Consider the following 12,569-nt stretch of genomic DNA (forward strand, 5'->3'; position numbering starts at 1 on the left):
GCGATCTTTCTTAACTTCACCAAATCACGTTTGAGTAAAAATTTGCTATTTCTTTATCTGAGGTAATTATTGCAGCTTGATTACTTCTGGCTAGTGCAACGACAACTCGATCTACTGGATCTCGATGACCCCATTCTAAATTGACACTTTCCATCCAAATATTTTCATCAATAGGTACAATCTGAACAGTACTAGACTTTTTTAGCGTTACTACGTACTCGTTAAGATTGACTCCTAAATCTAGTTTTTTATTTTTGATTTTTATAGCAATTTCCCATATAGCTATGGACGGGACAAGACCATTTTTATCCCTTTCCATGTAGTTGCACGCTTCTTTGGCTGGTTCAGAAAGTTTGGTTGGATCTAAACTCCACCAGATTAGGGCACAAGTGTCAAGGACTATCTTCACAATTGCACCCATTCCTCAGTGGTTGGTGTAGTTAAATCTTCAAAATACTGCACTTTACCGCGCATTTCTCCAAATAACTCTTCTGTTGAAGGTGCTTGTGCATATTTGGAAATTTTCACGACTGGTTTACCGCGATCGGTAACTACAATTTCTTCACCTTCTGACTCTACCAGTCGCAAGAACTCAAGAAGTTGAGATTTGAGTTTACTTTTGGAAATTGATTTCATAATAACCATAGTCATGACTATAGTCATATTGTAATAGGGTATAGCATTGGTTTTCACTTGCTATTTCCCGGCTATGACCAAGACCCACTGCGATCGCCATTAGTTGCAGGAGTTAATTATGCTACACCGTGGCAGGTGGGTCAATATCCAAGTGCGTAGGCGTAGCCCGCTGTAGGCATCGTGAATAATTTTGATAACCAGTTTGTCAGCGCCTTGTTGGGACAACAACCATTAAAGCAAGCGATGCTGAAGGCAGAAAATGAAGCTAATCAGCAGATTAAGACGATGGAGTAAGTAATCTTTCTTACCTCTACCAAATCACTTCTGAGTAGAAATTTCCTATCTCTTTATCAGATGTAATTATTTTCTACGTATAGTCGACTATTATAATGTCAAATAATTTTTGTGCCATGTCTAATACTTCTGCCCTCGAAAAACAGTTCATCAGGGTATTTCTGACTCCGAGTGGGTACTATTTGAAAACAGTTCACACATGCTTCATCTAGAAGAGACAGAAAGATTTTTACAAGTCTTAGACGACTTTTTAAATCGTGTCGAAACAGCCTTATAAAGTTGAGATTGTAAATTGAGTCTCATATTCCTTAAACCTAACTCTTCACTTATTCTCGAATTCTCAAAGTTCCGAGTTCTGAGTACGAAGTTCCGATATTGTAAACATTAAAGCATCCATAATAAGAATTAAAGCGTTTATGAATACTTTAATGTTTGCCACTAATGTTGTTTTCTAGCAGTTCTCTTTCGCTTTGCAAACGAACTAACAGCTAATCCCCCAAACGCTACTACTGTCCCCATGATGGTTGTTGGTTCTGGAACTTCTTGAGGAACTTCGATAGAACCACTTACTAAAGCCAGACCATTCAAGGTAATAATTGATCCCAAATTAACTATGTCTTCTTCGGAGAACAATAGTGTGCTTATACCATTTTTGAATATGCCCTTACCGCCAGTGATATTCACAATGCCAGAACCTTTCGCTGTCAGATTATCAAAATTAACTGAAGCACTGGCATCACTAGTTCCAAATAACTTGTTATCACCGTTGCCAAACACGATGTAGCCTAATGGGAAACCTTGAACACCAAATACTTCTGGATTATTGTTAAAAGTGAGATTTCCTTTGTCATCAATCACGGAGTATGTCAAACCTTTGTATAATTCTAAATCATAGGGGGCATCATCACTCAAACCAACCTCAAATACCTGCGAAACGTTGCCTGAAATAGGCGTAATATTGACTGTTGTCCGATAATTGCCAATAAATGGATAAATGGTCTTTGCTGTTGCTCTGCTTACATTTGAGCAAAGACTAACTGAGGTCAAAACTAGTGGAACAATCCACATTCTGAGTGAATGAAGCATCATTTAAAATCTCCACTTTTACAAAGTACCTATTTTCACAGGGAGTTTACAATACCTAAGAAGCAGTTACAATGAATAATCCTTTGATCAAATTGGCATTTTTTTATCAGATGATATACAGAAACCTACTCTAAAGATAAAAATTCCACTCCGGTGCATAGCCCAAAAAGAGAACAAGAGCTAAGTTAAGCAATTTTTTCAACAATTTTCTAACCTTTTCCCAAAGCAGAATAATTTTTTCTTTACAAAATGAGGATTGAATGCTTTTGTGACAGAAGTACGATAAATAATCATGCACAACCCATCGCTACAGTCGGGTTAGTGCGGGATTAAGTGGAGGTTCAGTAGTGTTTGAAATTAACAGGCGGCGCAGAAACTCCAGGTGGAACATCACTGAAGACTTGGCTGGGTATATGTTCATGATGCCCACTATTCTAGTTTTGGGAACTTTTGTAGTCTTACCTATTCTCTACGCCGTTTTTCTTTCCCTGCAAAAAGTCCAACTTCTCGGCGGTATTGAGTACGAATTCATCGGTTTTCGCAACTTCGCGCGATTAACTGAAGATGAAAGAGTTTGGATTGCTTTGAGAAACACAGTCGAATATGTAGTTATTGTTGTGCCAACTCAAACTATCCTGGCTTTAATTTTGGCGGTAACTCTGAATTCTGGGATTCGCGGTAAAAACTGGTGGCGTATCCTCTATTTTTTGCCGACAGTTACTTCTTCAGCAGTGCTGACACTCATATTTATGTGGATTTATAACACTGATGGGCTACTAAACGATTTTCTCGCTTTTGTGGGGCTACCTACTTATAACTGGTTGGGCGATCCAGCAGTTGCGCTCAAAGGCATTACGATCATGAACATTTGGTCAACCGCGCCGTTTTTCATGGTGATTTATCTGGCGGCGTTGCAAGATATACCCCAAACACTTTACGAGGCCGCAGAACTTGATGGCGCAAATGGATGGCAGCAATTTATCCACATTACTCTTCCCTTGCTTAAGCCTGTAACCTTCTTTGTGGTAACAATGGGGGTGATTGGGACTTTTCAGCTTTTTGACCAGTCTTACATCTTTTCTGGCGGTACTGGCGGCCCAAACAACGCTACCTTAACGGTGGTGCTGCTGATTTATCAAGCTGTGTTTCGGAATTTACAAATGGGATATGCAGCTGCGATCGCATTTTTATTAGCAGCTGCGATCGTTGCCATCACTTTGATTCAGCAGCGACTTTTCGGAGGCGAACGGATTTGACTAACACCTCTGGCTTATCCTGGCTCAAAGCCCTGTTGTACGTCTTACTGACACTTTATGCCATCATTACTCTAATTCCCTTTCTCTGGGCACTTTCAGCATCATTTAAGCCACTAACAGAGATTGTCAGTGGTGAACCCAACTTTCTCCCCAAGAATTTTACTCTTGACAACTACAGGCAAATCTTTCTCCAAGAACCGCTATTTTGGCGCTGGTTGTTCAATAGTGTAGCGATCGCACTCAGCGTCACGCTTTTAAACTTGTTGTTAAATTCAATGGCTGGTTATGCCTTGGCAAGATTGCGCTTTGTAGGCAAGCGCTTTTGGTTCTTCCTCATTTTGGCAGTACTAGCAGTACCGACGCAAATCACCCTGATTCCGACATTTTTGATTTTAAAAGCGATCGGCTGGCTGAATTCTTATCAAGGCATGATTGTTCCTAGCATGGTTAATGCCACTTTCATCTTTATGATGCGGCAATTTTTTGTTAATTTTCCTAAAGAACTAGAAGAAGCAGCTCAACTCGATGGCTTAAATACCTTTGGAATTTTTCGACACATTGTCTTACCTTTGGCAAAACCAGCACTAGCAGCGCAGGCAGTTTTTGTGTTCATGGGGAGTTGGAATAATTTTTTACTGCCTATAGTTATCCTATTTGATCCAGAAATGTTTACTCTTCCTTTGGGACTGAACACCTTCAAAGGTCAATACATCAGCTATTGGAACTACATTATGGCGGCTTCTATGGTCTTTACTCTGCCAGCTTTAGGCATTTATGCCTTTTTTAATCGTTACTTTATTCAAAGCGTCACCTTTACCGGGGGAAAAGGTTAATAGGCATTGGGCATTGGGCATTGGGCATTGGGCGTTAATTATTCTCCTTTGCTCTCTCTGTTTCCCATGCTCGATTCCCCATACCCTATTCCCCAAACAGTATTTTGGGCAACAAATTGCACTCCTAACGTGATATTGGTATTACAGCGACTCAATCTCTATCTATCAGTAAACAAGCATTATGGGTTTTGCAGACCTATCGATCGCAGAGATAGCAGCCGACTACAGCATTCCTGTAGAACAAGTGTTTTCTCTGTGCAACCAACTGGGAATCGCCTACAAACACCAAAAGACCCGTTTGGCGTTAGAAGATGCAAGGGCAATTATTTCCCAAATATCCTCTGAAATACGCCCCAAAGGTACTAACGACTTGGTGAGCGATCGCGAAGTCCCCTGAAGGGTTATCTCAGAACTTTCGCTAATAACTGATAGCTAATGATAAAAAACTAATAAGTCATTAGCAATTAGCAGCTTGGAGATTGAGAATCGCGTTTTTAGCTGTGTTGAGCGTCAAAATCTTTAAGGGGAAACATGTTTATAAGACTAATTGGCGTTGTTGTGGCTACTGTTTTACTCTCGTTTCAGTTGATTGTCGGTAGCGCGACAGCAGTGGAACTGGACAAAGCTACCCGAACAGTGCCATTAAATGCTCAAGGTGATACCGTTGTACTCAGCCTTAAACAAGTCAAAGAAGGCAAACGCTTATTTAATTACGCTTGCGCCCAATGTCATGCTGGTGGAGTTACCAAGACAAACCAAAACGTGGGACTCACTCCAGAGGACTTGGCACTGGCAACACCTAACCGTAACAACATTGAAGGTTTAGTAGATTACCTGAAAAATCCCACTACTTACGACGGTGAAGAAGAGATTTCCGAAATACACCCCAGTCTCAAAAGCGCAGATATTTTCACAGCAGTGCGAAATCTGACGGATGATGACTTGGAAGCGATCGCCGGTCATATTCTCTTACAACCCAAAATCGTTGGTACTAAGTGGGGAGGCGGAAAAATCTATTACTAAATCCTGGAGTTGAGTCATTGGGAATAGGGTATTGGGCATTGGGAATAGAGAATTGGGAAGAATTCAGTCCCTACTCCTAATTCCCCATTCCCCATTGACTAATTATTGGACAGCTTTTTGCAATAAATTGCTCTCCATTCTTAAAAAAAAATTGATCTATGACAGATTGTCATATTTGGTGTTGATTTTATTTAAAATGAGAAAGGGAAAAAAATTGTTTGTTAGGAGAGAGCTATGAAATTAATTTCGGCAAGCTGGCGACGCCTTAGTTTAGCTGTGTTGACAATCCTTTTAGTTGTTAGCAGCTTTGCTGTTTTTACTCCCAGTGCTTCGGCTGAAACCTACCAGGTGAAATTGGGTAGCGATAAAGGACTGCTAGCATTTGAACCGAAAAAGTTGACCATCAAACCAGGTGACACTATTGAATGGGTGAACAATAAAGTTCCTCCCCATAATGTTGTGTTTGATGCGGTCAAAAACCCCTCTAAGAGCGCTGATTTAGCTAAATCTCTGTCTCATAAGAAGTTGCTCATGAGTCCTGGCCAAAAGGAAACAACCACCTTTGCAGCAGACGCTCCTGCTGGTGACTACACCTTCTACTGTGAACCTCATCGTGGTGCTGGCATGGTTGGTACAATTACTGTCCAAGGCTAGAAACACCAGCGTTTGACACGAGATGATTACTCAATGAAATTAGCTCATCGCCACACGCTACACTCCTAGAGTGACGCATAAAATGCAGAAATGGCGGTAACGAGTTCTATCCTTACCTAAGACGCTAAACAATCTGTAGCGATCGAGGAGTGAACTTGTTACCGCCAATTTTGATCAAATTTGACTTAATCAGGGATTAATCGCGTTTATACTCTTGCTGGAGGCTTGTTGCGAGGAAATACTGTTGAGAATACTTTTATTAATTCTACTGTCGGCGATCGCCCTATTCAAATTCACATTCATTAGTCCAGCACTAGCTGCCGAAACATCCAACGGTGCTAAAATTTTCGAGGCTAACTGCGCTTCTTGCCATATAGGTGGCGGTAACATCCTTATCAACCAGAAAACTTTAAAAAAGGAAGCATTGTCAAAGTACCTAGAAAATTACAATCAAGACTCAATCGAGGCGATTATCCACCAAGTGCAAAATGGTAAAAATGCTATGCCTGCCTTTAAAAGCAAGTTAAGTTCTGAGGAAATCGTGGAGGTAGCTGCTTACGTTTTTCAAAATGCAGAACAAGGTTGGTAAAGTAGCTATACCGTATAGTTTTTTTGGGGTGAGCGTTTGCCTATCTTTAGTTACATAGCTAGACGCTCACCCCCAAAACATTGGAGAATTTATTTGTTGGAAATCCCTCAGTACATTTCCTTCTTGGAACCTTTTAACGAACTTCTAAGTTAAGTGTTATGTATGACGAACTAGCGATCGCTAATTTGTCAACTACCAAAAACAATATTTTAAATCCAAAATCCTGATGTAGAGACGCAATTTATCGCGTCTCTACATCAATAACCCTTAACTCAAACGGATTGTATTTTAAACAAGACGCTGCAAATGCGTCTAGATAAATTATCCCTACCTGAATCCGAAATTATCAACGGGCAATTATTTTTCTGGATTAGACTTTTGTCTGTTTTCCTTGACTTCGCGCAACCGTTCTACTAATTTTTTATCCGATTCAGGAGCAGATGTAGACTGACCCTGATTGATTTTCGGCAACAATAAAGGTTCAGAAGTAGTAGCTGCCGATGAAGGCGTAGACTGATTATTTTTAATTTGCAATTCAGATAATGGTTTGGGAGTAGCTGCTGGTGTAGTTAATGGTTTGAGAGTACCTGTTGGTGAGGATGTAGGCGGGTTATTTCTGATTTGTAAATTAGGTAATGGTTTAAAAGTAGCTGCTGGTGAGGGAGTAAGCTGATTGTTATTGATTCCCGGTGTAGATAATGACGAGGGGTTTTGCTCTTGAGTAGTCCCAGTAAGATTGCTCGTGCTGTTTTGGAAACGTAGGTTAAATGGATAGGAACTAATCTGTTTATCACCCTTGGGGGATTGCTTGTTGAAGTATTGTCTTGCTTTTAATTGCAATTCTGGGGAAATTAACTTGTCTTGAAATTTGATATCTAAGACTTTACCATCAGGATCTACAACCAATACTCCCAAAACAGCACCTTCAAGATTTGACTTATTCGTGGATAATGTTTGGCGGATGACTGGTTTTTGTTCAGCGTTGGGGTATTGTCGCTGGACTTCCTTTCTCAGGTTGGCGTAAGAGTCTAGCTGTGCAATTGCCTGTTGAGTTCCCTTCGTTGATAAATCCGTTGCTTGTAATGTGCTTCCCCTAGTTCCAATTAAAGTACCCCCATTCGTTGGAGCTTGTTTTAGAGAATTTATTAGCGGATTTTGAGCAATTGTAGACGACGCATTTGGAATTGGTTGCGTCATTTGCGAAGTCGTATTTAGCTGTGCTGTATTTACCTGTGCTGTTGCAATGGGTGTACTGTCAGATAAGATTGGAGGCTGGGGATTCCGCAGAAGATCGGCAGGTATTTGCTGTGACTGCAATTCTGGCAACCTATTTACAGGTAGCGGCTTAGGTGGCTCGTATTTGGCGACGCTCTCACTCACATTCACCCGAGGAACTGGTCGAGAGAATCTGGCGCTGGTATTAAATTTAGAACTATCAAATTTAGACGCGTCAAACCGCAAATTATCACTCGGAATCATCCGCAAAGACTGCTTTGTAGGCAAGGAAGAGACTCGATAGTTATTCGATGATGCTGGTAGCGGAGGTAATACTAGCTGACTGGATGGTGATGGCGCTAATGGGGTTAATCCCGGTTGGAGGCTAAAGTTTGGCGCCGCAAGTGGGGCGACTGGAGGTAATTGTTGTAAACCAATTTTGGGTGTGCTTTGCGGCAAACGGTTTTGGTCGGCTTGGCTCAATTCCAAAAGTCCAACTGTTTTGGATGATGCTGTTTCTTTAGGCTTGTCAGACTCCATCGGCATCAATGGTACGATCATGGCGATCGCACCGTGGATACCAAGGGAGGCTATAGCTGCTATCCCAATTGGCTGGCTTAAGATTTCTGGTATATTTTTCAGCAGGGAGACGTAAGACATGGCTGTTATCGTTCACTCACTCAGTTACAGTTGACTAGCGATTTTATCTTTCCGACATTGCAATATCTTGCAATATATGCGTTATTCATAAGGAAATGATAACTTCCTCTGCTGGCAATCAAAACGCCAAAATTGCCATTTATTCAAGTTTTTAATTAATCAATGACGCTGCATCATATTTTCAAAATTCGAGCTTGCTAAAGAGTTATTTGAAAAATTACTACTTTTGATTTTTTATTCTTATGACGCACACAATTAAAATTAATATCTGGGAGTTTTATTAAACTTTAAGTAAATGCACAAGTTTGAATACATCAAAACATCTGCCGAAGTGACCTTGTTTTTTCAACTGTTTTTCAGTCAACTACACTTCTGTAACAGATGACACATGTGTTTGTCCGAGACTGGGCCTTATTTAAGAATACTACCACATCAGCAGCTCCTCAAACTGTTGCAAATTGTACAATTTTATTGACATTTTAGCCTTAAATGTCACCAAGGCTATTGCTTTTTTCTTCAAGGAGTGAGTCAGGCGATCGCAATTCTAGCTCTTGAATATGACTACTTCTTCGTCAAAAAAGTTCAAACCCTCAATCATTGCATCCAAAATTTAAAATGCCGTTACCGACAGTTATTTTGCCTGGATATCTAGAAAGTGCGATCGCTTATCGCCAACTAGAACAATCTTTACAGCAGTTGAATTTTCCCACGGTTACAGTCCCACTGCGACGGCGTGACTGGCTCCCCACTTTGGGAGTAACACCTGTAATACTGATTCTGCAACATCTCGATTACACAATCAAGCATATATTACGTGAACATAATGCTACTCAAATTAACTTAATTGGTCATTCAGCCGGAGGTTGGATATCCCGCATTTATATGGGAGAAAAGCCCTATTTAGCGCGCGGTGATGTCAAACCATTTCTCTGGCAAGGGCATCCCTTGGTTGCTACTTTCGTCACCTTGGGTACACCCCATATTAGCCAAGAACGCTGGACACGCTCCAATCTGGATTTTGTTACCAATAACTACCCTGGAGCTTTTTACAAAAACGTTCGTTACGTTTGTGTGGCTGGCAAAACTATCTTTGGGAAAAGGCGGCCTGGTAGTTGGTTAGCTTACAGTAGTTACCAATTAACCTGTGGTAAGGGTAACACTTGGGGAGATGGGATTACGCCCATTGAAGTTGCTCATTTAGAGGGGGCAGAAAATCTGGTGATTGAAGGTGTCAAGCATTCTCCCAAAAGTCCTGGGATTTGGTATGGCTCACCAGAAGCCTTAAAAGCTTGGGTACAGTATTTGATTTAAAAAACTTTATTTTTATATAAGAAAAGTAAAAACTATTAAAATTTCTTAGCTAAAATCGTAATAAGAATAAATACTTAGTTAAGAACAGGAGGGGTGAGCTATGCAAAGCACCCAGTTCGATAAGATTTTGCGACGAATAGCGACGATATTATCAGTCGTGATTTTGACTCTGTGTTTAATTTATATCTCTACCGGAATTTTGCTTTCTTTTTACTATGAACCGACAGCAGGCGGAGCTTATAACTCCTTAAAGATGATTAATACACAACTGCCATACGGTTGGTTGTTTTGGAGAGCGCATGATATTGCTGGTAACGCGGTAATTGCGATCGCTCTGATTCAGATTGTGGTGATGTTTTTAGGTCGGCAATTTCGTAAGAGTTGGCTGGCTGCTTGGATTAGTGTGATTTTGTTAACCCTAAGTGCGATCGGGCTGGATTGGACAGCGATGATTTTAGATTGGACTCAGGAAGGGTACTGGCGTTTTAGCATTGAGCTAGGAACCATCGAAGCCATTCCTTTGATTGGTGGGCAACTGCGCGAAATCCTGACTGGTGGTGGAGCCATTAACACAATTACCGTCGAACACCTTTATACAATCCACAGTTATCTGATTTCGGTAACGACGCTAATTCTCGCCATAGTACATTTGTCTGCTTTACTCTGGCAGGAATGGCAAATGTATCAAGAAGCGCCAAAACCAGAAAGCGAATTTATTCCTTCTCAAGGCTAATAAAGAGTCAAAGAAGAGTAAAAGGGGCTGTGGGTATAAGGAAGAGACAAGGTAAATGGGGGAGACTTGTTCAATAATTTCCCCTTGTCCCCCTTGTCCCCTTACTTCCCCTGCTCCTCTGCTCCCCCGCTCCCCTGCCCCTCTGCCCCAATCCCCTCATCCCCCAGAAGCCTCACTAGTAGAAAGTTGAGATAATTGAGCAAGGGATAGGTCTTCAACCTCTGGTAACTTTTCTAGAGAGAGGGGAGTGGATTGGGTGGCACCAGATAAGCGTTTTAAAAGGCTAGGTCTGGGGTCATGCAATAGATAAATAATGCGATCGCCAATTTCCCAATCTTGGTTCGCTGGCATTACTTGTAAGCGTTCTGCTCGTTCTACCAATAGCGGTATCAAATCCCCAGTCCGAATCTTTTCTTGGATGCGATCGTATTGAGTCGAAAACTCTAACTCATCTAGCGTAGTTGTCCCTAATTTCACTCGTCCATCATTCAAATATTCATTCCAAGTTTTAATTGCTAAGTCTGGAATAAAAGCTTGATTAACTTTATTACTAGTCGAGGTACTCGCTTGCGGATCGCGGGGAAAAACAGCTAAGACGCGTGGGGGTTTAAACTCCTCAGCTGCTCGTTGAGCCAAAACAAAATTCACCTCGCCATTACTTGTCATAGCCAAAAAGGTACCTATAGAGGCAAGTCCGGCCTCTTCTAAAACCGCAGCATCTAGAGCACTACTGGCAATAACCCGGAGATTTTGCGCCTCGGCTTGTACAAGACATTCGGGGTCAGTATCAATCATCACCACGTTTTCTCCCCGTTCTTGAAAGAAGCGGGCAATCAGAAGACTCAAGGGATTACAACCCACAATCACTGCCCCAGTTACGTCCTTGGAGGTGATTTGCAGCCATTTGGCAACCCAGCCAGCTGTTAGCCCTTGGCAGACAACAGTCATGATAATTGTCAGGAAAACTAAAGCTTTGATGGAATCACCACCGTTAATGCCTCGCTGTGTCAGTGAAATCGCAAAAAAAGAAGCTACAGAGGCAGCAACAATTCCTCTCGGAGCAACCCAGCTTAAAAACAGTTTTTGTCGCCAGTTGAGGTCACTGTTCCAGGTACACAAGAGAATATTGATCGGGCGAACGACAAACATTAGTACCAAAACGGTGAATAAACTACCCCAACCCAAAGCAAACACACTGGCAATGGATAGGTCAGCAGCTAATAAGATAAATAGCACCGAGACGCTGAGAATTGTCAGCTGACCTTTAAAGCTGCGTAACAGACGTTCTTCCGGGACTGAGGAGTTAGCAAAGACTGCTCCTGCAACTACTGTTGTCATGACTCCCGATTCACTGCGGATCATCTGCGATAAGGTAAACAAGCTCCAAAGTATCGCCAACACCACTAAGTTTTTTAGCTCAAATGACAGAAAACTGGCGCGTTTGAAAATCAAACTCATCAGATAACCGCCAGCACCACCAATTGCTGCTCCCACACCCAGACGCATCAGTAAGCCGACGATCGCATTAATCGGGTCAGCATCGCCGTTCAAAATCGTATCGAGGACAACGAAGGCGAGGATAGCCCCTACAGGGTCAATTAAAACCCCTTCTCCTTCCAAAAGTGTTGCCACTTGTCGATCTACATTGATTTGTTTGAGCAATGGCCCAACGACGGTTGGCCCTGTCACCACGACTATGGAAGCATAGAGAAAAGCTATGTTCCAGGGAAATTCACCCAGCCAGTGAGCAGCCATACTCCCGCCAAGCAGGGTGATTAGCGTTCCTTGAGTGACGAGCAATTGTAGGCTGACTGAAACTCTACCTAACTCACGCAGATCCAAGTTAAGTCCGCCTTCAAACAAAATGATTGCCGTTGCGAGGGCAACTATAACTTCCAGTCCAGTGCCTAGCGAATGGGGATGCAATAGCCCTATACCATCAGAGCCAAACAAAATGCCCAACAGCAATAACAAGACGATGCTGGGTACACGAAGGTATGCAGCCAGCACTTGGGCGCTAATGCCTGCAAAGACAGCGATCGCCATCTGTATGGTGATTTCAAAAGATGCTTCCATATTGTAGATTTTGAGCGATTTATTTCAAAATCTCTTGTAAAAAACCGTAGATATTAACTCTACAGGGTACAACATCATACCCTTTGTTCCTTGCTGTCTTCAGTGTTTTTTAGAGATGTGTATGCTCCGAAAATCCCGGCGCCCAATGCTGACACACCCTGCGGCTGACCGCAGAAGCATCTACGAACTTTTTTATCTGTCTC

The 12,569-nt window shown here is 41.9% G+C and carries 13 protein-coding genes and 1 pseudogene; 9 read left to right on the top strand and 5 right to left on the bottom strand.

The window, feature by feature from the left end:
- Positions 1–16 precede the first annotated feature (16 nt).
- Complete coding sequence (locus RMY64_RS12445) at positions 17–421, bottom strand: type II toxin-antitoxin system VapC family toxin (RefSeq protein ID WP_322700204.1); 405 nt, start codon at positions 419–421, stop codon at positions 17–19.
- Positions 406–636 carry a type II toxin-antitoxin system prevent-host-death family antitoxin gene (locus tag RMY64_RS12450; protein WP_322671797.1) on the bottom strand — a complete coding sequence of 77 codons (231 nt, stop codon included), beginning with the start codon at positions 634–636 and terminating at the stop codon, positions 406–408. The genes RMY64_RS12445 and RMY64_RS12450 overlap by 16 nt, the downstream gene beginning before the upstream one ends.
- A 69-nt stretch (positions 637–705) precedes the next feature.
- On the opposite strand from RMY64_RS12450, the pseudogene RMY64_RS12455 reads away from it, so the two are divergent.
- Positions 706–930, top strand: a pseudogene (locus tag RMY64_RS12455) (ABC transporter substrate-binding protein); the annotation flags it as partial.
- Positions 931–1,368: 438 nt separating this feature from the next.
- On the opposite strand, the gene RMY64_RS12460 reads toward RMY64_RS12455, so the two are convergent.
- Positions 1,369–2,019: a PEP-CTERM sorting domain-containing protein gene (locus tag RMY64_RS12460; protein ID WP_322686355.1), complete on the bottom strand. Its 651-nt coding sequence runs from the start codon at positions 2,017–2,019 to the stop codon at positions 1,369–1,371.
- 344 nt (positions 2,020–2,363) lie between these two features.
- Between RMY64_RS12460 and RMY64_RS12465 the strand changes: the two genes are divergently transcribed.
- The 6 genes from RMY64_RS12465 (at position 2,364) to petJ (ending at position 6,371) form a co-directional block, all read left to right on the top strand.
- A complete protein-coding gene (locus tag RMY64_RS12465; protein WP_322700205.1) occupies positions 2,364–3,272 on the top strand; it encodes a sugar ABC transporter permease in 909 nt (302 codons plus the stop codon).
- Complete coding sequence (locus tag RMY64_RS12470; RefSeq protein ID WP_322671794.1) at positions 3,269–4,105, top strand: carbohydrate ABC transporter permease; 837 nt, start codon at positions 3,269–3,271, stop codon at positions 4,103–4,105. Before RMY64_RS12465 ends, RMY64_RS12470 begins: the two co-directional genes overlap by 4 nt.
- 181 nt (positions 4,106–4,286) lie before the next feature.
- Positions 4,287–4,502 (top strand): hypothetical protein, encoded by a 216-nt coding sequence (locus RMY64_RS12475; RefSeq protein WP_322671793.1) that lies wholly within the window; start codon positions 4,287–4,289, stop codon positions 4,500–4,502.
- Between the two features lie 134 nt (positions 4,503–4,636).
- Entirely contained in the window at positions 4,637–5,128 is a 492-nt protein-coding gene (gene psbV, locus RMY64_RS12480) for a photosystem II cytochrome c-550 (RefSeq protein ID WP_322671792.1), read from the top strand.
- A gap of 234 nt (positions 5,129–5,362) precedes the next feature.
- The gene (gene petE, locus RMY64_RS12485) at positions 5,363–5,782 is read left to right on the top strand and encodes a plastocyanin (RefSeq protein WP_322700206.1); all 420 of its coding nucleotides are present in this window, start codon (positions 5,363–5,365) and stop codon (positions 5,780–5,782) included.
- A 244-nt stretch (positions 5,783–6,026) separates the two neighbouring features.
- Complete coding sequence (gene petJ, locus RMY64_RS12490) at positions 6,027–6,371, top strand: cytochrome c6 PetJ (RefSeq protein ID WP_322671790.1); 345 nt, start codon at positions 6,027–6,029, stop codon at positions 6,369–6,371.
- Between the two features lie 357 nt (positions 6,372–6,728).
- On the opposite strand, the gene RMY64_RS12495 is transcribed toward petJ, so the two are convergent.
- Positions 6,729–8,246 (bottom strand): hypothetical protein, encoded by a 1,518-nt coding sequence (locus tag RMY64_RS12495; protein ID WP_322689452.1) that lies wholly within the window; start codon positions 8,244–8,246, stop codon positions 6,729–6,731.
- A 615-nt stretch (positions 8,247–8,861) separates the two neighbouring features.
- Between RMY64_RS12495 and RMY64_RS12500 the strand changes: the two genes are divergently transcribed.
- Entirely contained in the window at positions 8,862–9,557 is a 696-nt protein-coding gene (locus tag RMY64_RS12500; RefSeq protein WP_322700207.1) for a lipase, read from the top strand.
- A gap of 100 nt (positions 9,558–9,657) precedes the next feature.
- Positions 9,658–10,290 (top strand): cytochrome b N-terminal domain-containing protein, encoded by a 633-nt coding sequence (locus RMY64_RS12505; RefSeq protein WP_322671787.1) that lies wholly within the window; start codon positions 9,658–9,660, stop codon positions 10,288–10,290.
- A 156-nt stretch (positions 10,291–10,446) separates the two neighbouring features.
- Here RMY64_RS12505 and RMY64_RS12510 read toward each other — a convergent pair whose 3' ends face one another.
- Complete coding sequence (locus tag RMY64_RS12510) at positions 10,447–12,366, bottom strand: cation:proton antiporter (RefSeq protein WP_322671786.1); 1,920 nt, start codon at positions 12,364–12,366, stop codon at positions 10,447–10,449.
- Between the last annotated feature and the right edge of the window lie 203 nt (positions 12,367–12,569).

This window comes from Nostoc sp. DedQUE08 (assembly GCF_034530895.1).
In the GTDB taxonomy this organism is placed as follows: domain Bacteria; phylum Cyanobacteriota; class Cyanobacteriia; order Cyanobacteriales; family Nostocaceae; genus Nostoc.